A 26,323-nucleotide genomic window follows, 5' to 3' on the forward strand; every position below is an offset into this window, starting at 1 on the left:
ACCCTCAACTGATTTGAGGTTAAAAAGACCCTAGACAGCCGCGGGGATATCTTTGGTCCCACTGGCTTTGCCTGAACCGTTGTTGTGGTGAATGATGACCCCGGATTTGCCGCAGTCATTGATGAATTTGGCAATCTTGCGGATCACCCGTTTCCCGAATTCAGCATGGTTCTCGTCGACGTTCATGCTGCGAGCTACAGCACGGGCGGAATCGACGATGACTAAATCAATGTTGTTGCGGATCAACAGTTTCAGCTGTTCAACATGGCGATTTTTCGCAAGGTCAAATTTCGGGCTGAAGTACCACTCTTTATTGAGTTCAAGTCCTGGATGAAATTCGCTTCTAGCAAGGCCAATCGCTTTGAAGCGACGTTTAAAGCTGCCACCTTCTTCAAGCTGGAGGATGAGCGGCACACCCTTCGCTACCGGAAACCCGAGAAAGTCAGATCCAGTTGCTACCGCATGAGCGATGGAATAGCAGAGCAGTGATTTACCGGTGCCTGGATCTGCGCTGATGACGATGGTTTCTTCTTTTGGCAGCAGGTATGGCATAACCCAACTGCTGTCGATGTCGTCGTCACCTTCAAGATCCTCAGCGCGCCCGAGAAAGCCGTATTCAGTAGTGCCAGCCCTGCAGTCATCGATGTCAGCCAGGAGCTGATCGAAAGGGATCCGCAGCTTGGTGGCCAGGACCTGGCATGTGGAGTCGATAGTTTTGACATCACCAACTTCTGCCAGGGAACGGGTTAAGCGTTTCAGTTCTCCTGGGGTGTAGATCTTCTTCAAGTCGCCGTTATGGGTGAGCAGCGCTGCCGGCAGCGGCCAGCCTTCGATCTCTGCTGAGTCCAGCAAATCTTCCAGGGCAGACCCACCGTGGCGGACGAGGAAGTCATCAGCACCGTTTTTTGAGCCGTCAGGTTCAGAAGGGAGGGTGCCGCGGTGGGGCTTTGCTCCAAGTTTGCGAGTCCAGTTGCCAATGTCAGTGGCGGCTTGATCAACGCTGATGTTGTTTTCAATGTCGGAGTCAAAAAGGATGATGACCTTGCGGCCACGCATCGGAATGGCTTTCAACTCCGGCAGTAAACGGGTTTCGTTCTTGTTATTCCATACTCCGTTCTCGTCGCGTCGGTCCTTGGTGTTCCAGGTGCCAGTCAAGCCGACAAAGCAGTATCCAGTGGGGATGTTTTGATAACAACTATCGACTTTGACTGGGCCTTCAATTAACACCAGCGGGATGTTGATGTTATCGAGGTAACCCTCTGGCATAAGAGGGCTGAAATAGGGGCGGGAGCCTGATGCTGGAGGCGCCTTGAATTTGGGTTTACCCGTAGGGAAAAGACGGCGAACGCGGTATGGATTGCCTCGGCTGTCTTTATAGGGTTTGCCCTGTGGATCGCAGTAAAGGATGCAGAGATCAGAGCCCTCAGTGGAATAACGCCCACCCAGTCGTGCGGGATCAACCCCTCGCTCCTTCAGGTAGGCGAGATGTTCTGAGGACTTCATGCCTCCGACCCTGTTGGCGTACCAAAATCAGGCTCGTCATAGGTCTCAATAGCCAGACGATTCCCCTCAGCTTCTGTCTGGCGTTTTTGATCCTCCTGTCGTGCAATTTGAATCGTTCGCTGCATTTGCAGCTCAATGATTGAATGCACGTTGTAAAGAACACTGCTGTTCTTGCCGCCGGTTGAATAAATCCAATCGACACCAGGACGAATCCTGCGCTCACGGCGCATACAGCGCATAGTGCTGGGTTTCATTGCAAGCTGCTCGCCTGCAACAGCCTCCGGCACCCATACGGGTGATGTGGTCATTAGTGGTCCTTATTTGATCCCTTCGCTTTGGCAGCCATCCTGTCCAGCTCCGCCTCAACCTCTGGCGAGTAGAGCATTAGCTCCAACGGTTTAGCGTCAGCTGCTAAACACTCCTCCCAGAATTCTGGAGAGACCTGAAAAGTCACTCCGTTCCATCGAAAAGTTCGACGGGATTTGTTGTGATGGCGAGCAGGACGAGGCAAGTTCTACGCTTCCAGTGAAGGGGGAATAGAACTGCCTTTCGAGCAACCCTTATTAGGGGCCAGCACCACCTCCGGCGCACCAATCACATGGCTGATGATCGGGTAGGGACCAGAGAACCCTGGCAGGAGCACATTCAAGGAGCTGCCGAAACAGTGCTTTGTGCGTGCATCTCTCAGTAGGCCAATTCTTCATCCGTTGCATTTACCTGTCAACAGGCGTCAGAGAAGTTGTGCGAAAGCAGCACCGCCAACAAAAGGCTTTTCGCACCTCTTTCGCACGGCTGGATATTCGATTCGCTGAGATTCAAGTCGGGGCGACAGGATTCGAACCTGCGACCTAGTGCTCCGAAAGCACTAGAGTGAGTCTAGTGACAGCCCGAAGACTTAAGTCATAAAGCCCGATTACAAATACTTCTCTTGCCATTCTGGACCAACTCATGCCAACCTAAAACATACGATTCGGCGCAAATTCGGCGCAAAATATGGCCTCGTAAGATTGGGTTAAGCCATTTCGCAGGCAAGTCCGTCTAGCAACCACCACCGGATGGGGAGTGCGCGAGATGCGAGGCAAGATGCAATTGCGCATCGAGGGTGATGGAAGCGTTTTACTCCCATACCCATGGAGCGAAGCAGGGGCAGTTGCCGCATTGCCGCGTATTCAGCAGATCTTTAAGCGAGCGATCAGTGGCAATCTCTCGTTAGAGAAAGCCGCTCAGTCTGCTGATACCGCAAGTAGTAAGCAAGAGATTGATTGGGACGAATTGATTACAGAGTTCAGAGACGAACGACCCGCTGCTGGTGATGAGACATGGCGTAAAAAATATCTACCTGTTCTGAGCCGTGTAGTTGAGCTATTCACAACAGCAAAGAAACGACCCTCTGATGGGACTGCCTTATGCATAAAAGTCTTGAGGCAATGGGAGCAAGGCACCAGGCAGCGTCAGATCATGCGACAGAAGCTTTATGCCTTTCTTGAATGGGCAGTGGAAAGGGGGCATCTCAAAGCTTGTTATTCACCTCCCAAAAGTTTGTCTGAACCTCGCAAGGCAAAACGGGTTGGCTATGCGTTAAGCGATCCACAGATTCTGCAGTTATTGGAGGGAACGCCAGATGAACGCTGGCGCTTTGCGATTCAGCTTTGCGCTGTTTACGGCTTACGACCAGAGGAACTTCGATACCTAAGGATCAAGGGTGGAGCCAATGGAAATGAACTTTGGACCATCTACCGCAAGAGCAAAGGAGGCCGCAAAGGCGAGAAAACTGAACCCCGTCGAGTAAATGCATTACAGGTCACAGATATTGATGGCAACAAGTCAAAGTGGAACCTTGAAGAAAGATTCGCAGCAGGCGAGACGTTACCACCGTTAGGAAAGAATGGGCATGGTGCAGAGTCATTAACCACTTACCTAAAACGTCGCAAGGTCTGGCAACTGTTAAGAGAAGAAGCCAAGCATCAAGGTGAAGTTTTGACGGCCTATGCCTTTCGTCATCGCTACGCCAAGGCATCACATGCAGCAGGACTACCGATAGCGAACATTGCTCAATCAATGGGGCACACCATTGAGGTGCATCTAAGTAGCTATGCCCGCTTCACCCCAGATGCAACAGCAGATCTTTATGCACAGGTGAATGCAGTTCAGGTGAATGTCGTTAAGGACTTCATCCAACAAGGTGAAAGCCAAGGCAGGCTTAGTGCAGAAGATTGGAATCAATCACAGGCCGTAGATGTATGAGCTGCGTCACTGATGGGTATGCAGATACGCAGGTTTAGCTGTGACAGTTAGGTCTGTTGATTAGGCGATCTCAAGATCTCATTAGCTGAGACTAGATGTGGTTCTGTGTCCAAGGTTGGGGCAAGTCTTGTCCAAGGGTTTGAGACTCAACGGTATGTGCCGGTTCAGGTTGAGTGCTGCAGATGATGTGGGCTGATGGCTGCAACCAGCAATCAACGAGATAGTGAGTGACCTTTTAAGCGTTCAATCCCAGTGCTGCGCTCCCTTCGTCTTTCTTTATCCGTCGCTAGTGCTGCTGCTCTAGCCCTTTCCAGCACTCCCATCCAACCAGTAGCTGCTCAAGAAGAAGACGGCAGTGCAGCAGATCTTGGCTAACAGATTAAATGGTTGTTGATGATAAGAATCCTACTTAAGCAGTTCTTTCTTTTCTATAAAGCCATCCAGTGATGGGAAGGAGGTCATTCTATTCCTGTATAGCTATTGACTACAGCTTATTAATTAGATGAGGAAATTACCCACAAGTTGAAGGTCGCCAGCTGCGTTGTCTACACGGCAAAGCAGATCAGCACCCTGATAGACATGTGCATGTCCGAAGGCGTTAATGATGTTTAGACCACTGGTGCCATTCCCAAATGCAATCCGATCCTGCCCATTCGTGAAGTCCTCGATGGTGTCCCAACCGAATCCTTTTATCACTCGGAACGTATCCCTGCCGCCCCCCCCCTGCATAGTGTCGCTACCTATTCCACCGCATAGGTAGTCATTCCCACTACCACCGACTAGGGAGTCGTTACCGATACCAGCCAAGATACGGTCATTCCCGGAACCGCCATAGAGATCGTCATTACCAGCACCTCCGACCAAGAGGTCATTCCCCATGCCACCTAACAGCCTGTCTCTGTCGCCACCGCCGTAGAGATGGTCATCTCCCCACTGTCCTTCAAGTTTGTCACACCCTTCATTCCCAAAGAGACGGTCATTCCCGAAACCGCCAAAGAGACGGTCATTACCACTACCGCCGATCAAGACGTCATTACCAGTCTCTCCATTGAGGAGGTCGTTCTCACTGCCGCCGTGTAGGTAGTCATTCCCCATGCCACCTAAGAGCATGTCTCTGCCGCCACCGCCGTAGAGATGGTCTTTACCATCATTGCCGCTGAGCCAATCATGCCCGTTATCTCCGTAGAGATTGTCTTGGCCGTTGCCACCTAAGAGCATGTCTCTGCCGCCACCGCCGTAGAGATGGTCATTGCCATCATTGCCTTCGAGCCTGTCATGCCCACTGCCACCGTGGAGGTAGTCATTGCCTATGCCACCGTAAAGACAGTCATTCCCTACATTCCCAAAGAGACGGTCATTCCCGGAACCGCCGTGGAGGTAGTCATTCCCGGAACCGCCATAAAGGCGGTCATTTCCGGCCATCCCGACCAGGCGGTCATCGCCACCACCACCAGATAGCAGATCATTGCCTTTGCTACCAGCCTTCAAATCAGGGCCTATGCCGCCAAAGAAAGTCGTCATCATTTTTAGTGTGATGTTTGTGGTTGACGAAAGCTTTTGTTATCGATGAACACACCATCTCTCGAATCAATCTCAGAGATGATGACCTGACTCAAGCGGAACTGTGATCGTGATCACACGGCTTTATTCGCAGCCCATATCCCTTGAACCACAACGGTTTTGCGACAAAGCATCAAGAGCATCAACTCACTTACTGCTCTGTGCATGCATCACATAAGAATTGATGCATCTAGAGCTGCTGTTGACTAATACATCTAGCTGACAAGACCAGGTGTCGATCTGATTACAGCAAATGATTTGGCCTAGTGGCTCCAACCAAAAACATGCCAGATAATGAGTGACCTTTTAAGCGCTCAATCCCAGTGCTGAGTTCCCTCCGCCTGTCCTTATCTCTTGCTGCTGCTCTTGCCTTAGCTAGCACTCCCATCCAGCCAGTCACTGCTCAAGACGACGGCAGTGCAGCAGATCTCGGCGTCATGGAGATCAACCTCAAAGACGCTGTGCAGTTCAACTGGGGTTTTCAAGGTGCACTGCAAGGAGCAGGCACACCCAATCAAGCCGGTATTGGAGCGTTTCTTCCCATTGCCGTTGGTGAGAACAGCGTCTTCTTCCTTGATGCCTTAGCCAATGCCAACTTCTCTGATCGAGATGGTGAAAGCAGCATCGTTAATACCGATGTTGCTGGTACCACGATCAGCACCTCAACCCGTTTGGGGTATCGCTGGCTCAATGGTGATCGCAGCTGGATGTATGGAGTGAATGCTGGCTATGACAGCCGGCCAATGAATACAGGTGATGCTGATACCAGCGTCAATGTCACAGACAAGCGTGATGTCTTCTTCTCTCAAGTTGCTGCAGGGTTAGAAGCAGTCTCAGACACTTGGAACTTCAATGCCTATGCACTGGTTCCCATTGGTGATGTCGAACACAGGCTGAACAGCCAGTACGAGGCTGGGGCTTTAGATACCTACGGATTAGATGTTGGCTACAGCATCACACCAGATCTCAATGCTTCTGTTGGTTACTACTACCAAAGTGGTGATGTCGGTGAAGCCGATGGTTCTGGTGTTAAAGGAAGGCTGGCTTACAACATCAGCAATGGTTTAACACTTGGTGCCAATCTTTCTTACGACGAAGCATTTGATACACGCTTTACTGCAGACATTAAATATCGCTTTGGAAGCAATAGTTATGGAGCACCAAGCAAGAAACAACCATCAGTGATGCCTGCAATTCAGGCGTTATCTGCAACACCAGCCAATCGGGATGTCAGGGTGGCGGACGGGTGTTTTTATGTAAATGGTGTGTATAAATGCTTTGATGTGAAGACAGAGCCGAGCGGGGGTATCTGCGACGGTACTTTTTGTTGATGTGATTGGTAGCGAATGACTGTTTGGATGTGTAGATGTTTGTAGCATAGCCTATCTAAGCTCCCTGCAATTACAGGGGCTTTTTATTTCTTTAGCCACCTCACTATTCGGTTAAAACGACATCCGATGCCTGGCACCATTGACTTGCAGAAAGTTGCCTTGATGTCTTCTTTGGCAGGTACTAATCAGAAATAGTTTTTCGTATTCACAACAAATCTACCCTCAACTTAATCTGCTCTAAAGCTATTTATATTCTCTAACTTAATCACCACATCTTGAGGCTTTGATCACCATCTCTGATGCCATTGGCTTTTCTAAATCTCACTGCAACTTGATGCCAATCCTCAGGGATTTGATTGAGGCGAACATCCCAATCCCAAGGCAATTGTTGTTGACCTGGTGAAACCCTCTTCTGCTTGCTTTTAGTGCTTGCAATGCTCAACAGTCGTTTAAACATGCAACTACCCCAATGGCATTTAGGAGAAGCTTTACTGTGATGGCGATAGCGCTGGCAGAAACGCTCATAGCGCTTGGCACAACCATCAAGCGTTGCCGATAGCTTTAAAAAGGCAGGGCTCCATTCACTGATGCCGTCTGCTTTTAACCGGCTGTAGTGGCCATAGTTGGAATAGGGGTCATAAAAGCCTTTCCTGACCCCAGCTGCTTTGGGATTGGCATGGATATACCTCAAGCTATTCAGCATTCGCCAGTGATCTTTGGGGTGGATCGGCGTTGAGAAATACCTGGCCTCCCAGAAGTGCCCACAACGACCGCTCAATCGGTTCAAGGCTATGGCTGAATACCAAGCGAACCAGTGCATCAACCTCGGCAAATCCCTTACATCCTCTGGTTTAAGCAGTAAGTGAAGGTGGTTAGCCATCAGGCAGAGCCCATAAACCTTCACGGCAAATTTCTGCTTGGCCTTTTTAAGTACTCCATTCAGACATCAAGCATAGAGTATTGTTAAACACTAAGCGTCTATCATTAAAGAAATTGGCTTAATAGAATTTATTGACTAGTTCTCCTGAAATTTCGTCAGATGCAAATAAGAAACAACTTTAATCCTTCGACACAGGGAAGAGAGTATCTCTTTACAGCAAGACTACAACAGTTGTGCTACTCACTCGACAAAGATTCAACGAATACCCAATCCAATCCATTACCGAACATTAAATTGCTGATCAAAATTCCATTGCTACCTATTCTAAATCGTATAATGATTTTTTAGAGATTTAGGCGCTATGGGATGCGGGTGCAGCGAGCCTAAACAGGTTAGAGTTTCAACTTTTAAGATTTCCAAAGTAAAAATTGACGAGGGAGATAAAGCATCAGTAAAAATTAGCCGCAGTGGAGATATGCGAAATCAAATTATTTTGTACGTCTCGACGGAAGCTGGGACAGCTACTTCTGGGAATGATTATTGGGATGTTGACGATGTATTTGTCTTTTCTCCATCTCAAAAGACCAGGAGAGTTACAATAGAGACTAAAGATGATTATGAAAAAGAAGATGATGAAACATTCTACATCAAGCTCTCATCTTCCAATCCAGGGGCTAAATTCTCGTCAACTTCTGCTTTGGTAACCATTAAGGATAATGATGAGGCTTACTCAGATGGCAATGACTCCCTAAGTGGAACTTATGAAGGAGATTATCTGATCGGTGACAGTAACGATGATGAGATTTTTGGCAATCAAGGCAATGATGAGATCTACGCGAAGGCAGGAAATGATGAAGTCTACGGCAATCAAGGTAATGATGAGATCTACGGAAATCAAGGAAGCGACATCGCCTATGGAGGTCAAGGAGATGATGTGATATTCGGAGGCAAAGATGCAGACTATATTTACGGTAACAATGGTAGCGATATTTTATATGGAAATATTGGTAATGACTTTCTATACGGAGGCCAGGGAGATGACTTGCTTTTTGGAGGCCAAAATGATGATCTCCTTGATGGCAATAAGGGTAATGACTCTTTAAACGGAAATTTAGGTGCTGACAAGTTTGTCCTCGGCTTTGGTTTTGATATTGTTAAGGACTACAATCAGGACGAAGGAGATACTATTATTACTTCTGTTGTTAGAAGCATTAGTTATCATGAAGTGGGTCTGCACATTTTCGGAGATAATGGAAGTTTGTTGGTTGAGGGTATATTTGATAGAGCTGGTTTGAAAGTCGAGCTTGCTTAGAATTCATAAATATATCAGACCAAGTGAAGACGCACGCGTAACTCTAGAAAACTTCCAAGCTGCTATTAACATCGTTCCTAACGGCTATTTAAGTGATGAATTAGACGACCTATTTCGTGTTGATTCTGGACAACTAAAGGGTATATGGCTAGATAAGGGTATCAACTAAACAAGTAAATTGGCTTAGCCTTCTCATCCGCCTTCTCCAACACCAAGATTATCTAGGATGTTAATTACAACTTTGCCGAAGCATTAAAGACTCATGCTGAACAAATGGGATGCGGGAAGGATCTAAGCCAGTAATGCCTTAGTTGCCTTACTTTCTCGGTCCCATCAAATTATTGGATACCAAGTCAATTCTTGATCCATCTCTTGGCAATATTTTTAATAGACAATCATGACGGTAACTGACCATCGATAAAAAGATAAGACTTAGATGCTTCATTACCCATGCTGAGCAATACAACGCCAAGTAAAGCATAGATAAAGTAATAGTAAAAGACTCTCAACCATGCACTTATTGTCAAGTAGGATTATTCAAATTATTAGGTAATTCTATTGGCATCTTCAACACCCTCTACTGGCACGCCAAATATTCTCAATGTAGACGAAGCTGCAAGGTATGGAGTTGGTACTGCCTTGATACAAAAGATTTTTTCTGCAGAATCCTATTTTAAGAACCAACCTTTTTTACAATATTGTCATTATGGTTATGATTTTTGGTCGCATCACCTTCCTTCACTATATGCTGCTCCCGCAGATTGGCATTTAAATTCCCCAGAGGGTGTCAGTGTTAATTTCGGGACAAATCAGAGTTTTAGTTACAGTGATTTTGTCAACCTAAATGTTGGTGGACTGACTACTTTTGAAGATCTGATGCAGCCAAGTAGTGGAGTTACTGCTGGAAATCCATTTTTTTTATTAGCCGCCCATAACAAAGTATATGCTGCAGATAGTTTTAAGTCTCAGTGGCCAGGCATAGCATGTGATAGTTATAGTGATCCATACAAGATGATATCATTAGCGGCTCCAAGGTTTTGGCCTGATGACATAGAAATGTCTCTCGATGATGTCGCATTTTCGACGAACTCGTCCTGTTCAAGGGGGCCCACTTTTAACAGCTTGAATAACTATCATGATGACGATACAAATGCCTCCGCCAATAATGATTACCGGCCCACGATTGAAAATGCACCAAATGACAAAAATAAATCTATGCAAGGTAGCTTCACTGGTGCGTGGAACATCGAGTCGCAGAAAATCAAGCTCTCATACACATACTCGGATAATGTTTCCAGTACGGTTACTAATGGGACAAGTACTACAGGCACAACAGGGCATGAAGCGAATCTGTCAATCGCAGCAACAGCTGAGGCCGACTTGCCTGGCGTGAAGGTATCATCCACAGTAACAGCAGGTTATAATCAAACTTGGTCACAAGCGAATGAGGTTAATTATTCAAAGTCGGGAGAGATTGTTAACGGCACTTCACTGACATATGGGCTAAGCGCAGAACTACCTTCAACACTTGATTCTGATCAAGACGAATACGTATTAAAATGGGCGGGCACTAATACAAAAGGCCAGCCTATAACCAATACTACAATATTCCAAAAAGGTGTAGAATATACAACAGCAATTACGATGTCTAAGAGTAAATTATATAACCCTGTGACTGGTAGCTATTATATAAAAGGTAATACAGGTAGAATGAAATGGGGATATCAGCAAGTCGCTAATAAAGCGCAGGGTTCCTACAGTAGGGTTGTATCACCTGCAGGCCACGTATATCTAACTGAGGGTTATCAGCTGATAACTCCCAATAGCAACGTGAAAAATGGTCATTATAAATTCTTGTGGAATGGCGCGACATCACTAGCGCACGAAACCGGGGATGCTTATGGCACTACACCGGGTGATTCATTGACAGCTGCAGAGGCTATATCTTTGGCAAATAGCTTCCAAGGCCCAGCTGTATTTGGTTACGAACCAGGGAGTGTCGGAGAAAAAAACGCACAGGGTATACAATATAATGGCACAGTTGTTGCAAAGACCAAGCAGTCATACGATTTTCAAATAAAAACATGGCCTACCCTTCGCCCAAATGACGCCGTAATTTCAACACCTGATAGCTTATCTACGCAATTTTTAAAAACAAACGATAATAATCAGGGAGCAGAAGCTTCAAGAAATTCAATTAAAGTTGATTCAGACGAAAAAACAACTCATTACGATTTAGGTAAGGGTGACACAACACCATCAGATCAAACAGGAGTTGCCATCGAGTTTTCAACAAAAAAAGGGGAAAGATCTGTAATCAGAGGAACAGGAAGCTATGACCTCGTGAATGCATCTCAGCAGGGGGATCATCTCTTCCACAATTTCTCAAATTCGCAATTATATGGTAATGACAGAGGAGATACTTTTAAACTTGGAGTTAATTCGTCCCGCAACAGTATACATGCTGGAAAAGGTAATGATAAGGTGATTGCATCATCTCCGCAGTCTGCAGATCTAGGTTCTGGTCATGACCAATATATTATTAAGGAAGGATATGGTCACCATATTGAATTAGGGACTGGCAGGGATGAGGTACGCTTAAGGTCAAAAAATATAAGTTTTTCCGTTGCAGATTATGATTGGGTGGATGACAAGATAACTGTTTCAAATGGTATGGACAGCGATAAGTTAACAGCCGAATTGCATAATCCTAGTGGTGAAAATGAAGATCATCTGGCTTTTCACATGCTTCGTTTCTTCTATGATGGAGAAGCAATAGGCCAAGCGTTGTTCAATGTTTCAGCGAATTCTAATTATACCGCCGCTTATAGCCCTAATAAATCAATTGAATTGGCTTGTTTAAATGCAAGTGAGGTCGGCATGGATGTGGTCACAGGAATGATGTCAGGCTCAGATGATATATACACTGCAAAGGAATTCATGAATCATTTACTGATTGAATCAGGCTTATTTAAAAAGGATATAATTACTCATCGCGATTGGTCCAACATGAGCAACTCAAACAGATCAGATATCCTTTTTACTATTGCAGATAGATCAACAATTCTCGATAACGGGTTATCAAGTGAAGACTGGAAGGACAAATTGGATGGTTTCGATTCTAATGAAACAAAAGACTTTAGCATTTCACTTTTACATAAATTAGCCACAGAAAACTCATAAAAATACTCTAAATATAATATGTTTCAATAATGTATATGCAACTGCTCTGGATCTCATTATAATAAAATAAAACATCATAGATAAGTTATGGCAACTGTTAAAAGAAGAAGCTAATCATCAATGCCGGTGGCATCTCGACCACATCCGCTAAGGGGGCAAAACGGAGCTGGAAGCCATCCGCTGGATTCGCTCTGGAAGGAGCGATCGTGGCTGTACTCATACCCGCCAGCAAGGCCCATGCGAAGAGCGAAACCCGAAGCATCATTTGAAGTCTTCAAGTGATTTTAGCTCTTAAGCAAGACCTAGCCAATCGGCAAGGCGATTCAGTTGCCTCCAACTCATCTCAGGCATCTGCTACCAGGTCAACAACGATTGCCTTGGGATTGGGATGTTCGGTTTATTAAATCCCTGAGGATTAGCAGTAAATTGCGGGGAGATTTAGAAAAACAAATGGAATTAGTGATGGCGATCAAACTCTAAAGCTGTGGTGATTCAAATAGGGATATAAGTAGTTTTAGGGCAAAAGAAGTTGAAGGTAAATTTACGATAAATCCGCTGTCGCGATTTTGCTTTTGCTGGCCCTTTGACCAATCCATAGACAACAAAGCTTGTTAATAGAGCTGCGAGTGCTCCTACCAAGCTTGATCCCAGTAAAAGGCGAGTGCTGAAGGCCCAGCCTTGAGTCCAAAGATCTTGGTTATTGAGTTGAGTGAGGTCAAGGTCATTTTGCCCTTGGCCAAGTAGGGAACAGCCAACTTGATAGTTGAACCAATAGAGCGGCAAATAGGTGATCGGGTTACTGATCCAGGTGCCTATGGCAGCAAGTACATGGAAGACAACTTTTTCTTGAGCTAATTAGATGGTTCATATAGACGACGAATCACTGGTAATAAATTCAGACCACTCATCCGCGAATTTATTCGATTCGACATCAACATATTGCAGCTTGATTCTGAGGCCATCATTGCCACGAATGACACCAACAATACTTTCATCAGCGTCAGTACGTTTGTTTTTGAAAGTCAAGGTATCTAGGTTTTCGCCGTAATTTTCTAAAATGATTTTATCCTTATTCACGTCGAAATCTAAAATTGTATCAGTGCCCGGTTTTTTGCCGAAGATAAATGAATCCTCGCCTGCACCACCTTCTAGTTGGTCATTACCAAGGTCCCCTTGGATTATATCGTCGCCGTCACCTCCAGTTAAATAATCATCGCCATGATTGCCTCTAAGGATATCCGCTCCGTCACCTCCAGTTAAATAATCATCGCCACGATTGCCTCTAAGGATATCCGCTCCGTCACCTCCATTGATTTCGTCATCACCATGATTGCCTCTGAGAATATCGTCTCCGTCACCTCCACTTAGTCCATCGTCTCCGTCACCTCCAGAGAGTTGGTCATTGTCATTGTCCCCGTAGAGGAAATCGTCGCCGGAGTCACCGCTGAGAATATCTGCGCCATCACCTCCGCTGAGAATATCATCGCCATCACCTCCTGATAACGAGTCAACGCCAAGATTACCGCCGAGAAAGTCTTGCCCTGATCCTCCATTGAGACTGTCTTGTCCGTCACCACCGGTCAGTTTGTCATTGCCATTATTTCCGTTGATAATATCTTTACCACTGCCTCCGCTGATGATATCTTTGCCTTCTCCACCAAAGACTTGATCATCACCATTGTCTCCATGGAGGATATCGTCACCGATGCCGCCATTAATGGTGTCATTACCCGCATCTCCATCAATAACATCGTCACCAGACTCTCCGTAGAGATTATCTTCGCCGTTACCGCCATAGACTTTATCATTTTCTTCTCCACTATAAATAGTATCTGTTTTGTCAGTGCCAAGGTCTAGATCGTATTGACGAGCTATGTCTGCGGTTAGTTCTTCTGTGAGCAACAGGTCTTTCCCTCCCAGTGTTGTCGCGTCTGTGCCTTGATGCAAGATATTGTCTTTATCAATCCCTTCGTATTCCAATATTGTGTATAAGGAATCGAATGTGGCATTCGCCGATGATGCAGCAAGCTTGCCTATTTTAACTGTGCCACTTTTTGTTGATTCATTATAATCTAGTAGCAAAGGTGATAGTCCCCAGCCATCTGGGAGGTCTTCTATCAAAAGCCTAATTGTGTCATCTCCACCATTGCCGTAAATTTTGGTTGTCTTTTGAAACGGCACTTCACTATCCGATCCTGCATTTTCATCGAGATCATATGAAATGATCATCAAGTCATCAAAATTACTGCCTTTGACTACGCTTCCAGAGCCTGTACGAATTGAATAGATACCACCCTCAGGGCTACCAATCTCTTTGAGGTTAATATCACTTTCTCCGAAGGCAGCGATCGATTCAGCATTATCGATATCTGAGTCTAGGGTTACTGCATTGTTCGCAGTCGTCACTTTCATCCTTGGTGATTGATGCCCTCTATCGTCATGGGTCGTGCCAACCACATTGATGGCTATTCCTTCATCGTTCGAATCTTTTAGCCATGTATAACTGACTATGTCATTTCCATTGCCAGCATTAATGTTGTCGTTACCCAAGTAAGGCATGATTAGATCGTCGCCACCATTTGTGGTGATGTCTTCATCTCCATTTGAGCCATAGACTTGATCATCACCATTTCTTGTTTCGGTTCTATATCGATCTGAAGGTCCGTCGCTTGTTGGTCTATCAATTCTGACAATCGTGTCGGCAGGCCCATAAGTCACATTCTTGGTGTCTTGTTTATCAAGCAGTTGCCGTGTTGACATGGCCCATATATTTTTATGCGTTCCTGCGTTGTATGTGTCTAAGGTATCTGTTTGAGGATTAACTTGCGAAGGTCGTCTTATTAAACTCTTGATGTAATCTGTGCCTCCTGCAGTAGTCTTCATGTCCTGTGCGCTTTCTGCACTTAAAAAGATCTTACAGATTCCAGGAGTTTGATTAGTATCTTTTGCTGTTTTGATCCAGTAGCCATTGCTTACACCAGTAATACTAGTAACCTCGATAGTCTCTACATTTGTCATATTGGGGAAGAGGATGATGTCTTCCCCAACCGTGAAGTCATGAATCTCTACTGACCTCCTCTGCTCTTTTATGTCATAAGTAACATTTCCTATCTGAGCTTTTCGATTCTTGTTTAGAAAGTCAAAGAGCTCCTTCTGCTTCTTATTATTCGCTGCAATGTCTTTATCACGTTTCGACTTGGCAGTATATTTTGTGTGAAGGTGGTTGAATGTATTTTTAAGCACTGTTGTTGCAATTGGAATCATCGGATTGTATATTTCTGCTTCCTTGAGTATATTTCTCGAGATTAATGTTGATTCGATGATATCTGGCATGTCACCCTTGACCCCGTTGACGGCATCCCAAAAGCTTTGGTTGACAGCATCTTGATACTCCTGCTCGATTGTATCTGTTTGATCGGGCACAAGTTTTCGATGGATTTGATGAAAGGGATTATTTGGGTCACTAAAATCACTAGTAACGGTTGATGTTCTTTTGCCTGAACCAGAGTCTTCAAAGCTAATGATGTTTGTGTCGCTTATGCCATGCTTATTTTGAAGTACTTGCTTGTTGCGTATCTTGGCCACATTCTCATTTATGATCGATGATGTACCCATATGTACCGGAGGCTTGTACGATTGATTGTCATTTAGTTTGCCCAGATGTGCATGAATGCCATTCCTTAAAGCCTTGTTTGTTAAGCCTTGAAGGTTTTTTCTTGGATTCCCGTCGTTAGTAGACGTATAAAAGTTTACATCCTTGAGTTTTACTATCCCAGGTTTTTTGTATCTCGAGAATAGTGTCGCGTATTCATGTGCATTAGACCCTGCGGATGCAGTATTTCCGATAAAGTCTACACTCTCCAAATTGACAGTTGCTTTGTCACTTAAGATAGATATTGCGCCTCCAAGGGCTGCACCATCTCCGCCTTTGCCACCAGGCATGCCCGTGTTCACGGAAGCTTTCACCTTCAGCCCAACCCCTGGTCTGAGTTGATCATGGCTATATCCACTCTCGGCAGAGCCAGCGTGATCACCGCTCTTTCCAGCTGATCCTCCAGATGCTGGTTTGCCTTTATGCCAATCGTACATACCAACTTTCTGAGTGCCGACTCCCCCCATACCACCACCACCACCACCACCTGCGCCAAAGCCCGCATTTCCTCCGCTACCTCCTCGGCCTGAATTTCCTTGATGCATGTTTCCCCAATATTCGTAGCTACCACCTCCACCTCCACCTCCACCTCCGCCTCCACCACGCCCTATTTCAGTGGTGCTACTTGCACTGCCGCCGGTTCCACCGTGAACGCCGTGCCATGCAGCGTCAGTACCCCCCGTTCCAGCTTTTCCTCCAGCTCCGCCATGTCCACCATTGGTCCCCCCATTAGGGGATAGGTGGTTTCCTATACCGCCTCCTTTCCCTCCCACATTTGCTGTTTGTCCAGCTGCGGCAGGTGCAACTCCATATATTCCACCTGCTCCCTTTGAAAAAGCTCCATCTGCTCCACCTTCGAAATATGGCTTAACCCATTGTTTCTTATATACAATCCTCTTTTTGGGATTTCCGTGGCCACCTTTTCCACCACTTACTTTGAGATTTTGAAAAATAGAATTTTTAATATTTAGCGTTCCCTCTCCTATTAAAATTCCTGCCCCTGCGCCAAGTCCACCTCCACCACCTCCACCACCCTTGCTTGCATTCGCGCCATCCAGACCTTTAACACTACTATTGACGAAATTAACCTCATTTAATGTTACTGTTGGGATCGTGGCTTGAGATGCTTTATAAGGATTGGCAATAGTCAATAGGGGGGCGTTTCCTACTGTCCCACGACTGTTTATTGTCGCGTTTTCAGGGATTATGACAATAGACTTTGGGACAGAAGTATTGATTTTGATGTTGCTTTTTTCGATGACAGGCAGAGGCGTTTTTAGTGCAAATGTCCAGTAGCCAGTGCCAAAGCTATTCGTATATGTTTTATTGTCATCTCGCTGGAAGACAATTTCATAATCGCCTTCAACCTTCTGTGTTTGTTCAAGAGCCCAGCGTAGTGTATGTTTAGTCTTTGCAGCAGCTGCAGAGTCTGCATTGGTGTTGACTAGAAGAATTTTTCTTGATGCACTCATGAACCTTTCTGCTTGATAGGCGAATGCTAACGTGCCTACTATCTAGAATTGTATCTATCTAAATCATCTTAATACTCATTTATTTGGCATTCAATTTAGATAGTGCGGCTTGTGTACTGTGTATATGTTGTTCATGAGCGTGAATGATGTCTGCTGAAACTTCTGAGAGGTATAAAGGGATCTCTGTTTGTAATAGGTAGGTGGGCTTATTGAGCAAGAATTTGTATATTAGTCTTCGGAGTTTAGATAGACTTTTTTTGGACTATAGATTCAATTCTGCTAGTGAAACTCTTGAGTGGTAAATATTGCGTCGTCAGCTTGTATCGCTTAGGCATATTGATAACCCACATCACTTCTGAGTTGAGCAACAACAGCCATAAGCCACTTCCGCTCAACCCTTGGGCTGTGATTTTCACCGTGACCGCTATAGGTTTTACGGATGCAAGCCTTCCCATAAACATCCCCGCGAACTTGCTGTTTCAAGCCCCTCAACAAGCAGGTAAGCGTTTTTAGAGCTTGGGACAACCAGGTAAGGCCGGTGAAGCTGTTGGGACCTACTTAAGGAGACAGCCAATGTGGCAATCGATTGCAGCGGAAGCAGAAGCTGAGGGCGAGAAATTAACGCCTTACTCATTTCGTCATCGCTATAGCGCAGCAGGACATGCCAGAGGTTTACAACCGAAGCAAATGGCAGATGCGATGGGACATAGCTTGGAAGTTCATATGGGCAGCTATGCCAGGTTTATGACTCGCGATCTGGCTAATGCTTTTGATGCGGTGAATGGCTCGAGTGCAAAAGAGCAGAAAGTGAAGAGACGAAGGCTTAAGACGTGAAATCGCACTCCTAAAGCCGAGAGTTAGCCGACCTCCTCTGAACCCAGTAGCACTCACCTGATGTCACGCTGAACCACTGCACTTGTTGCTGCCCTTTCATTGGTGCCACTTGCAGCATCTTTTCTACTGGGCAGTCTGATGGCAACAACAACAGCAGTCTTGGCACGGGCAATAAATCAAGCATGTTGAGCCAATCAACATGCAGTACTTTTTCCTACTGACACCTTGTTTCTGCTTGCTTAGACCTGTATTAGGAGTCCGAGGACGTAGAGACCCTGAAAACCTGTCCTGGACTTGAGGGCATCCAACGCGGGTGCCCTTCTTAATGCGCTGATTTTGGCGTCGCCATCAAAGAGAACGTATCACCTTCACCGCTTGTGTTAAAGCTCACCAGTGGCATTGATCCAGGTCACTGCGTTTTTAAAGAGGTTGAGTGAATCTATGGATAGCGGTGAAGGATCAAAACAAAAAGTCGCCACCGCTCTAGGGGGAGAAAATAAATAAACAAAAGCCCCGCAACATGGCGGGGCTTTTGACGTTATATACGAAGCTTCTCAGTCTCCTTTTGCTGCAAATGATGTGGGCTGATAGCTACAACCAGCAAGTAACCAGAGAATGAGTGACCTTTTAAGCGTTCAATTCCTGTGCTGCGTTCCCTTCGCCTTCCTCTATCGCTTACTGGTGCTGCTGCACTTGCCTTAGCTAGTTCACCAATCCAGCCAGTCGCTGCTCAAGAAGACGGCAATGCATCAGATCTCGGGGTGATGGAGATCAACCTCAAAGACGCTGTGCAGTTCAACTGGGGCTTTCAAGGTGCACTACAAGGAGCAGGCACACCCAATCAAGCCGGCATTGGCGCCTTTCTTCCCATTGCTGTTGGTGAGAACAGCGTTTGGTTTATTGATGCCTTAGCTAACGCCAACTTCTCTGACTACGACAACTACAGCAGCATCATCAATACAGAGGTTGCTGGCACCACGATCAGCACTTCAACCCGCTTGGGGTTCCGCTGGCTGAATGGTGATCGCAGCTGGATGTATGGCATCAATGCTGGCTATGACAGCCGGCCAATGAATACAGGTGATGCTGATACCAGCGTCAATGTCTTTGATAAGCGTGATGTCTTCTTCTCTCAAGTTGCTGCAGGTTTAGAAGCAGTCTCAGACACATGGGACTTCAATGCCTATGCACTGGTTCCAATCGGTGATGACGAACACAGGCTGAACAGCCATTACGAAGGTGGTTCTCTTGATACCTACGGCTTAGATGTTGGCTACAGCATCACACCTGATCTCAATGCTTCTGTTGGTTATTACTACCAAAGTGGTGATCTCGGTGAGGCTGATGGGTCTGGTGTTAAAGGAAGACTGGCTTACAACATCAGCAATGGTTTAACACTTGGCGCCAATCTTTCTTACGATGAAGCCTTTGACACTCGCTTTACGGCAGACATTAAATATCGCTTTGGAAGCAATGGTTATGGAGCACCAAGCAAGAAAGAACCAGCAGTGATGCCTGCGATTGAAGCGTTATCTACAACACCAGCCAATCGGGATGTAAGGGTGCACGACTTTAATATTAACTGTTTGTCGTGGTGGGGATGTGGCTGAAGGTGTGTAGTAAGGGTGCACGACTTTTTGTGTTATGGGGAGAGGGGAATTAGATCCACAAAACACATGAATGTGTGAGTGATGATACCCTCTATAAGCCCCTGCAATCGCTGGGCTTTTTTATTTCTTTAAGTAACTCACTATTGGCCTGAAGCAACCATCGATACCTGGCACCATTGACTTGCAGAAAGTTGCCTTGATGTCTTCTTTAGCAGGTAAAAGTCAGCAATAGTTTTTAGTATTCATCACAAATTCATCTTCAACTTCATTAACCCTAAAACTATTTATATTCTCTAACTTAATCACCACAACCTGAGAGTTTGATCTCCATCTCTAATTCCATTTGTTTTTCTAAATCTCACCTCAATCTGATGCCAATCCTCAGGAATTTGATTGAGGCGAATATCCCAAGCCCATGGCAATCCTTGTTGCCCTGGTGAGATCGAGTACTTCAGTTGATGTCTGCTGATAGCAGCAACCAAAAACATTCCAGATAATGAGTGACCTTTTAAGCGTTCAAACCCAGTGCAGCGTTCCCTTCGCCTTCCTCTATCGCTTACTGGTGCTGCTGCACTTGCCTTAGCTAGTTCACCAATCCAGCCAGTCACTGCTCAAGACGACGGCAGTGCAGATGATCTAGGCGTGATGGAGATCAACCTCAAAGACGCTGTGCAGTTCAACTGGGGATTCCAAGGCGCATTGCAAGGAGCAGGAACACCCAATCAAGCAGGTATTGGAGCGTTTCTTCCGATTGCCGTTGGCGAGAACAGCGTTTGGTTTATTGATGCTCTAGCCAATGCCAACTTCGCTGATCGAGATGGTGAAAGCAGCATCGTTAATACCGATGTCGCTGGTACCACGATCAGCACATCAACAAGGCTTGGTTATCGCTGGCTCAATGGTGATCGCTCTTGGATGTATGGCATCAATGCTGGCTATGACAGTCGGCCGATGAATACAGGTGATGCGGATACCAGCGTCAATGTCTTTGATAAGCGTGATGTCTTCTTCTCTCAGGTTGCTGCAGGGTTAGAAGCAGTCTCAGACACTTGGGACTTCAATGCATATGCACTGGTTCCTATTGGTGATGTTGAGAAACGCCTGAATAGCCATTACAAAGGTGGTGCTCTTGATACCTACGGCTTAGATGTTGGCTACAGCATCACACCAGATCTCAATGCTTCTGTTGGTTATTACTACCAGCAAGGCGATTTAGATGATGCTGATGGTTCTGGTGTTAAAGGAAGGTTGGCTTACAACATCAGCAATGGTTTAACGCTTGGCGCCAATCTTTCTTACGACGAAGCCTTTGATACACTCTTTACGGCAGACATTAAATATCGCTTTGGAAGCAATGGTTATGGAGCACCAAGCAAGAGTGAACCAGCAGTGATGCCTGCAATTCAGGCGTTATCTGCAACACCAGCCAATCGGGATGTAAGGGTGCACGATTTTTGCATTGTCCTTGTGGGATGTTTCTGACGAATCCGATCCTATTGATCCTTAAGTGGCGCTTTGTTGATTAATGGGGTAATTTGATCCTTGATACTCGCTTGATGGAGGATACCCGCCAAAAGCCCCTGCAAAAGCGGGGGCTTTTTATTTCTTGAAACACCTCACTATTGGCTTGAAACAACCATCGATACCTGGCACCATTGACTTGCAGAAAGTTGCCTTAGTGTCTTCTTTAGCAGGCGAAAACCAGCAATAGTTTTACGCATTCATCACAAATTCATCTTCAACTTCTTTTGCCCTAAAACTACTTATATTCCTAACTTAATCACCACAGCCTGAGAGTTTGATCGCCATTTCTGATTGATGATTCTTTTAAACTTATCATCTACTAGCTCCTCTCCAGGTGCCTATGGCAGCCAGAACATGGAAGAAAACTTTTTCTTGAGGTAATTAGATGGTTCATATAGACGACGAATCACTGGTAATAAATTCAGACCACTCATCCGCGAATTTATTCGATTCGACATCAACATCATAGAGCTTGATTCTGAGGCCATCATTGCCACGAATGACACCAACAATACTTTCATCAGCGTCAGTACGTTTGTTTTTGAAAGTCAAGGTATCTAGGTTTTCGCCGTAATTTTCTAAAATGATTTTATCCTTATTCACGTCGAAATCTAAAATTGTATCAGTGCCCGGTTTTTTGCCGAAGACAAATGAATCCTCGCCTGCAGCACCTTCTAGTTGGTCATTACCAAGGTCCCCTTGGATTATATCGTCGCCGTCACCTCCATAGATTAAGTCATCACCACGATTCCCTCTAAGGATATCTGCTCCGTCACCTCCATTGATTAAGTCATCACCATGATTGCCTCTGAGAATATCGTCTCCGTCACCTCCAGTTAAATAATCATCGCCACGGTTCCCTCTAAGGATATCCGCTCCGTCACCTCCAGTTAAATAATCATCGCCACGATTCCCTCTAAGGATATCCGCTCCGTCACCTCCACTTAGTCCATCGTCTCCGTCACCTCCAGAGAGTTGGTCATTGTCATTGTCCCCGTAGAGGGCATCGTCGCCGGAGTCACCGCTGAGAATATCTGCGCCATCACCTCCGCTGAGAATATCATCGCCATCACCTCCTGATAACGAGTCAACGCCAAGATTACCGCCGAGAAAGTCTTGCCCTGAGCCTCCATTGAGATTGTCTTGTCCGTCACCGCCGGTCAGTTTGTCATTGCCATTATTTCCGTTGATAATATCTTTGCCACTGCCTCCGCTGATGATATCTTTGCCTTCCCCACCAACTACTTGATCATCACCATTGTCTCCATGGAGGATATCGTCACCGATGCCGCCATTAATGGTGTCATTACCCGCATCTCCATCAATAAAATCGTCACCAGACTCTCCGTAGAGATTATCTTCGCCGTCACCGCCATAGACTTTATCATTTTCTTCTCCACTATAAATAGTATCCGTTTCGTCACTGCCAAGGTCTTCATCATAATCATAAATATCATAATCATCTAGATAATATCTATCTAGTTTTCCTGAGAGAAATTGGTCTCTCTTCTCCATGAAATGAAATGCAGGCATTCTATTGTCTAAATTACGAAAACCAAAGGAAGGTTGAAGGTTGTCGTCGTTTAGGAACCCCTTACTAAACGACCTCCCATAGAACTGCTGATAGCTTCGCCAATCTTCCAAATCTCCAGTTCGTCTCGCCAATTTCCACCGCCGCCACCCTTCTGCTTTTTTATCTCCTATGCCTTGATGCAAGACATTCTTTACATCAATCCCTTCGTATTCTAATATTGTGTGTAAGGAATCGAATGTAGCATTCGACGATGATGGAGCAAGTTTGCCTATTTTAACTGCGCCACTTCTCGTTGATTTGTTATAGTCTAGTAGTAACGGTGATAATACCCAGCCAGCTGGGAGTTTATCTATCAAAAGCCTAATTGTGTCATCATCCCCACCATTGCCGTAAATTTTGGTTGTCTTTTTAAACGGCGCTTCACTATCCGAGCCTGCATTTTCATCGAGATCATATGAAATGATCATCAAGTCATTAAACTTACTCCCGTTGACTACGCTTCCAGAACCTGTACGAATTGAATAGATACCACCCTCAGGGCTACCGATATTTTTGAGGTTAATATCACTTTCTCCGAAGGCTGCGATCGATTCAGCATTATCGATATTTGAGCTTAGGGTTACTGCCTGGTTTGCAGTCGTCACTTTCATCCTTGGTGTTTGATGCCCTCTATCGTCATGGGTCGTGCCAACCACTTTGATAGCTATTCTTTGATCATTTTTATCTTTTAGCCATGTATAACTGACTATGTCATTGCCATTACCAGCATTAATGTTGTCGTTACCCCTGTAAGGCATGATTAGATCGTCGCCACCATGTGTGGTTATGTCTTCATCTCCATTTGAGCCATAGACTTGATCATCACCATTTCTTGTTTCGGTTTTATATCGAACTGAAGGTCCGTCGCTTGTTGCTCTATCAATTCTGACAATCGTGTCGGCGGGCCCATAAAGCACATCCCTAGTGTCTTGTTTATCAAGCAGTTGCCGTGTTGACATAGTCCAGGTATCTTTATGAATTCCTTTTTGGTAGGTCTCTAGGACATCTTCATTATTAATTTGCGAAGGCCGTCTTATCAGACTGTTGATGTACTGTGCGCCTCCTGTAGCAGTTTTCATGTCCTGTGCGCTTTCTGCACTTAAAAAGATCTTACAGATTCCCCTAGCTTCATTAGTATCTTGTGCTGTTTTGATCCAGTAACCATTGCTTGTTCCACTAATATTTGTGACCTGGATATTCTCTACATTTGTCATATTGGGGAAGAGAATGATATCTTCCCCAACCGTAAAGTCATGAATCTCTACTGACCTCCTCTGCTGTTTTATGTCATAAGTAACATTTCCTATCTGAGCTTTTCTATTCTGGTTTAGAAAGTCAAAGAGCTCCTTCTGCTTCTTATTATTCGCCGCCATGTCTTTATCACGTTTCGACTTGGCATTATATTTTGTGTAAAGGTGGCTGAATGCATTTTTAAGCACTGTTGTTGCAATTGGAATTTTGGGATCGAATATTTCTGCTTCCTTGAGTATATTTCTCGAGATTAATGTTGATTCGATGATATCTGGCATGTCACCCGCGACCCCGTTGACGGCATCCCAAAAGCTTTGGTTGACAGCATCTTGATACTCCTGCTCGATTGTATCTGTTTGATCGGGCACCAATTGTCGATGTATTTGATGAAAGGGATTATTTGGGTCAGTAAAATCACTAGTAACGGTTGATGTTCTTTTGCCTGAACCAGAGTCTTCAAAGCTAATGATGTTTGTGTCGCTTGTGCCATGCTTATTTTGAATTATTTGCTTGTTGCGTATCTTGGCCACATTCTCTTTTATGATCGATGATGTACCCATATGTACCGGAGGCTTGTACGATTGATTGTCATTTAGTTGCCCCAGATGTGCATGAATGCCATTGCTTGTAATTAAGCCTTGAAGGTTTTTTCTTGGATTCCCGTCGTTAGTAGACGTATAAAAGTTTACATCCTTGAGTTTTACTATCCCAGGTTTTTTGTATCTCGAGAATAGTGTCGCGTATTGACTTGCTTTAGGCCCTGCGGATGCAGTATTTCCGATAAAGTCTACACTCTCCAAATTGACAGTTGCGTTGTCACTTAAGATAGATATTGCGCCTCCAAGGGATGCACCATCTCCGCCTTTGCCACCAGGGAAACCCTCATTTTTATTTATAAATTTATGGCCAACGCCATAGCCACTCTCTGCAGGGCCAGCGTGATCACCGCTCTTTCCGGCTGATCCTCCAGAGCTTGGTCTGCCGAGATACCACCTGAGCGTTGCTCGCCTCCCCACACTCTGAACGGCGAGTCCCCCCATACCACCACCACCACCACCACCTGCACCAAAGCCCGCATTTCCTCCGCTACCTCCTCGGCCTGAATTTCCTTGATGCATATTTCCACCATATTCGTAGCTACCAGCTCCACCTCCACCTCCACCTCCGCCTCCACCACGCCCTATTTCAGTGGTGCTACTTGCACTGCCGCCGGTTCCACCGTGAACGTTGTTCCATGCAGCGTCAGTACCCCCCCTTCCAGCTTTCCCTCCAGCTCCGCCATGTCCACCATTGGTCCCCCAATAATTAGGGGATAGGTGGTTACCTGTACCGCCTGCTCGCCCTCCAGCCTTTGCTGATTGTCCAGCTGCGGGAGGTGCAACTCCAAATATTCCACCGTCTCCATGTGATCTAGCTCCCATTGCTCCACCTTCCCAAGATCCATGAAGCGGCCCTCCAGCACCACCACCTGCACCAATGATGGTTACTGGAACAGTGAAATTCACCTGTCCGCTGCCGCCTTTTCCACCACTTACTTTGAGATTTTGAAAAATAGAATTTTTAATATTTAGCGTTCCTGCTCCTAGTAAAATTCCTGCCCCTGCGCCAAGTCCACCACCACCACCTCCACCACCCTTACTTGCACTCGAGCCATTCTTACCGTTAACACTATTATTGACGAAATTAACCTCATTTAATGTTACTATTGGGATCGTGGCTTGTGATGCTTTATAAGGATTGGCAATAGTCAATAGGGGGGCGTTTCCTACTGTCCCATGACTGTATGTGCCATCTGTATTTTGTTTCGCGTTTTGAGGGATTATGACAATAGACTTTGGGACAGAAGTATTGATTTTGATGTTGCTTTTTTCGATGACAGGCAGAGGCGTTCTTAGTGCAAATGTCCAGTAGCCAGTGCCAAAGCTATTCGTATATGTTTTATTGTCAGCTCGCTGGAAGACAATTTCATAATCGCCTTCAACCTTCTGTGTTTGTTCAAGAGCCCAGCGTAGTGTATGTTTAGTCTTTCCAGCAGCTGCAGAGTCTGCATTGGTGTTGACTAGAAGAACTTTCCTTGATGCGCTCATGAACCTTTCTATTTGATAGGAGAATGGTAACGTGCCTACTATCTAGAATTGTATCTATCTAAATCATCTTAATACTCATTGGCTTGGTTTTCAATGTAGATAGTGCGGCTTGTGTACTGTGTATATGTTGTTCATGAGCGTGAATGATGTCTGCTGAAACTTCTGAGAGGTATAAAAGGATCTCTGTCTGGAATAAGTAGCTTGGCTTATTGAGCAAGAAGTTGTATATTAGCCTTCGGAGTTTAGATAGACTTTTTTAGGACTATAGATTCAATTCTGTTAGTGAAACTCTTGAGTGGTAAATATT

Annotated in this window: 19 protein-coding genes and 1 tRNA gene; 9 read left to right on the forward strand and 11 right to left on the reverse strand. The window is 45.4% G+C overall.

What is annotated here, in order from left to right; genetic code table 11:
• Positions 1-30 precede the first annotated feature (30 nt).
• The 5 genes from SIB79_RS04210 to SIB79_RS04230 all read right to left on the reverse strand — a co-directional run bounded on the left by SIB79_RS04210 (position 31) and on the right by SIB79_RS04230 (position 2,393).
• Positions 31-1,503, reverse strand: a complete 1,473-nt coding sequence (locus SIB79_RS04210) for a DUF3854 domain-containing protein (protein WP_413681145.1) — start codon at positions 1,501-1,503, stop codon at positions 31-33.
• The gene (locus SIB79_RS04215; protein WP_063402766.1) at positions 1,500-1,811 is read right to left on the reverse strand and encodes a hypothetical protein; all 312 of its coding nucleotides are present in this window, start codon (positions 1,809-1,811) and stop codon (positions 1,500-1,502) included. Before SIB79_RS04215 ends, SIB79_RS04210 begins: the two co-directional genes overlap by 4 nt.
• Positions 1,811-2,014, reverse strand: coding sequence for a hypothetical protein (locus tag SIB79_RS04220; RefSeq protein ID WP_236072436.1), 204 nt, complete (start codon positions 2,012-2,014; stop codon positions 1,811-1,813). Before SIB79_RS04220 ends, SIB79_RS04215 begins: the two co-directional genes overlap by 1 nt.
• Positions 2,015-2,017: 3 nt before the next feature.
• Positions 2,018-2,152 carry a hypothetical protein gene (locus SIB79_RS04225; RefSeq protein ID WP_268873527.1) on the reverse strand — a complete coding sequence of 45 codons (135 nt, stop codon included), beginning with the start codon at positions 2,150-2,152 and terminating at the stop codon, positions 2,018-2,020.
• A 171-nt stretch (positions 2,153-2,323) separates the two neighbouring features.
• Positions 2,324-2,393: transfer RNA gene (locus SIB79_RS04230), tRNA-Ser, on the reverse strand.
• 181 nt (positions 2,394-2,574) lie between these two features.
• Here SIB79_RS04230 and SIB79_RS04235 point away from each other — a divergent pair.
• Together SIB79_RS04235 and SIB79_RS04240 are read left to right on the forward strand one after the other, a co-directional pair.
• Entirely contained in the window at positions 2,575-3,747 is a 1,173-nt protein-coding gene (locus SIB79_RS04235; RefSeq protein ID WP_063402765.1) for a tyrosine-type recombinase/integrase, read from the forward strand.
• A gap of 252 nt (positions 3,748-3,999) precedes the next feature.
• Complete coding sequence (locus SIB79_RS04240; RefSeq protein ID WP_268873526.1) at positions 4,000-4,122, forward strand: hypothetical protein; 123 nt, start codon at positions 4,000-4,002, stop codon at positions 4,120-4,122.
• A 123-nt stretch (positions 4,123-4,245) separates the two neighbouring features.
• Here SIB79_RS04240 and SIB79_RS04245 read toward each other — a convergent pair whose 3' ends face one another.
• Positions 4,246-5,271 (reverse strand): calcium-binding protein, encoded by a 1,026-nt coding sequence (locus SIB79_RS04245; RefSeq protein ID WP_063402764.1) that lies wholly within the window; start codon positions 5,269-5,271, stop codon positions 4,246-4,248.
• A gap of 359 nt (positions 5,272-5,630) precedes the next feature.
• Between SIB79_RS04245 and SIB79_RS04250 the strand changes: the two genes are divergently transcribed.
• Positions 5,631-6,638 carry a carbamoyl-phosphate synthase gene (locus SIB79_RS04250; protein ID WP_413681146.1) on the forward strand — a complete coding sequence of 336 codons (1,008 nt, stop codon included), beginning with the start codon at positions 5,631-5,633 and terminating at the stop codon, positions 6,636-6,638.
• Between the two features lie 265 nt (positions 6,639-6,903).
• On the opposite strand, the gene SIB79_RS04255 is transcribed toward SIB79_RS04250, so the two are convergent.
• Positions 6,904-7,581, reverse strand: coding sequence for a transposase (locus SIB79_RS04255; protein WP_063402982.1), 678 nt, complete (start codon positions 7,579-7,581; stop codon positions 6,904-6,906).
• A 298-nt stretch (positions 7,582-7,879) separates the two neighbouring features.
• Between SIB79_RS04255 and SIB79_RS04260 the strand changes: the two genes are divergently transcribed.
• On the forward strand, positions 7,880-8,830 hold the full coding sequence (locus SIB79_RS04260) for a calcium-binding protein (RefSeq protein ID WP_063402983.1): 951 nt from the start codon (positions 7,880-7,882) through the stop codon (positions 8,828-8,830).
• Between the two features lie 558 nt (positions 8,831-9,388).
• The gene (locus tag SIB79_RS04265; RefSeq protein ID WP_155724561.1) at positions 9,389-12,013 is read left to right on the forward strand and encodes a hypothetical protein; all 2,625 of its coding nucleotides are present in this window, start codon (positions 9,389-9,391) and stop codon (positions 12,011-12,013) included.
• 97 nt (positions 12,014-12,110) lie between these two features.
• Here the strand turns inward: SIB79_RS04265 and SIB79_RS04270 are convergent, their stop codons facing one another.
• The 3 genes from SIB79_RS04270 to SIB79_RS04280 form a co-directional block, all read right to left on the reverse strand.
• Positions 12,111-12,278 (reverse strand): hypothetical protein, encoded by a 168-nt coding sequence (locus SIB79_RS04270; RefSeq protein ID WP_155724562.1) that lies wholly within the window; start codon positions 12,276-12,278, stop codon positions 12,111-12,113.
• A gap of 227 nt (positions 12,279-12,505) precedes the next feature.
• Positions 12,506-12,829: a DUF2062 domain-containing protein gene (locus SIB79_RS04275; RefSeq protein WP_268873533.1), complete on the reverse strand. Its 324-nt coding sequence runs from the start codon at positions 12,827-12,829 to the stop codon at positions 12,506-12,508.
• Positions 12,830-12,877: 48 nt separating this feature from the next.
• Positions 12,878-17,137 (reverse strand): calcium-binding protein, encoded by a 4,260-nt coding sequence (locus SIB79_RS04280; RefSeq protein ID WP_063402985.1) that lies wholly within the window; start codon positions 17,135-17,137, stop codon positions 12,878-12,880.
• A 360-nt stretch (positions 17,138-17,497) separates the two neighbouring features.
• Here SIB79_RS04280 and SIB79_RS04285 point away from each other — a divergent pair, with 360 nt between their 5' ends.
• The 4 genes from SIB79_RS04285 (at position 17,498) to SIB79_RS04300 (ending at position 21,063) form a co-directional block, all read left to right on the forward strand.
• Positions 17,498-17,650 carry a hypothetical protein gene (locus SIB79_RS04285; protein ID WP_413681147.1) on the forward strand — a complete coding sequence of 51 codons (153 nt, stop codon included), beginning with the start codon at positions 17,498-17,500 and terminating at the stop codon, positions 17,648-17,650.
• A 60-nt stretch (positions 17,651-17,710) separates the two neighbouring features.
• On the forward strand, positions 17,711-17,971 hold the full coding sequence (locus SIB79_RS04290; protein WP_236072503.1) for a hypothetical protein: 261 nt from the start codon (positions 17,711-17,713) through the stop codon (positions 17,969-17,971).
• Between the two features lie 644 nt (positions 17,972-18,615).
• The gene (locus SIB79_RS04295; RefSeq protein ID WP_063402988.1) at positions 18,616-19,581 is read left to right on the forward strand and encodes a hypothetical protein; all 966 of its coding nucleotides are present in this window, start codon (positions 18,616-18,618) and stop codon (positions 19,579-19,581) included.
• A gap of 525 nt (positions 19,582-20,106) precedes the next feature.
• The gene (locus SIB79_RS04300) at positions 20,107-21,063 is read left to right on the forward strand and encodes a hypothetical protein (protein ID WP_063402990.1); all 957 of its coding nucleotides are present in this window, start codon (positions 20,107-20,109) and stop codon (positions 21,061-21,063) included.
• Between the two features lie 432 nt (positions 21,064-21,495).
• Here SIB79_RS04300 and SIB79_RS04305 read toward each other — a convergent pair whose 3' ends face one another.
• Positions 21,496-26,016, reverse strand: coding sequence for a calcium-binding protein (locus SIB79_RS04305; protein WP_155724564.1), 4,521 nt, complete (start codon positions 26,014-26,016; stop codon positions 21,496-21,498).
• Between the last annotated feature and the right edge of the window lie 307 nt (positions 26,017-26,323).

Source organism: Prochlorococcus sp. MIT 1342 (genome assembly GCF_047304495.1).
Lineage (GTDB): Bacteria > Cyanobacteriota > Cyanobacteriia > PCC-6307 > Cyanobiaceae > Prochlorococcus > Prochlorococcus marinus_D.

Coding starts and splice junctions, on each gene's coding strand:
- SIB79_RS04210 (WP_413681145.1), bottom strand. CDS start 1,503: ATGAAGTCCTCAGAACATCTCGCCTACCTGAAGGAGCGAGGGGTTGAT.
- SIB79_RS04215 (WP_063402766.1), bottom strand. CDS start 1,811: ATGACCACATCACCCGTATGGGTGCCGGAGGCTGTTGCAGGCGAGCAG.
- SIB79_RS04235 (WP_063402765.1), top strand. CDS start 2,575: ATGCGAGGCAAGATGCAATTGCGCATCGAGGGTGATGGAAGCGTTTTA.
- SIB79_RS04245 (WP_063402764.1), bottom strand. CDS start 5,271: ATGATGACGACTTTCTTTGGCGGCATAGGCCCTGATTTGAAGGCTGGT.
- SIB79_RS04260 (WP_063402983.1), top strand. CDS start 7,880: ATGGGATGCGGGTGCAGCGAGCCTAAACAGGTTAGAGTTTCAACTTTT.
- SIB79_RS04270 (WP_155724562.1), bottom strand. CDS start 12,278: ATGATGCTTCGGGTTTCGCTCTTCGCATGGGCCTTGCTGGCGGGTATG.
- SIB79_RS04280 (WP_063402985.1), bottom strand. CDS start 17,137: ATGAGTGCATCAAGAAAAATTCTTCTAGTCAACACCAATGCAGACTCT.
- SIB79_RS04290 (WP_236072503.1), top strand. CDS start 17,711: ATGTGGCAATCGATTGCAGCGGAAGCAGAAGCTGAGGGCGAGAAATTA.
- SIB79_RS04305 (WP_155724564.1), bottom strand. CDS start 26,016: ATGAGCGCATCAAGGAAAGTTCTTCTAGTCAACACCAATGCAGACTCT.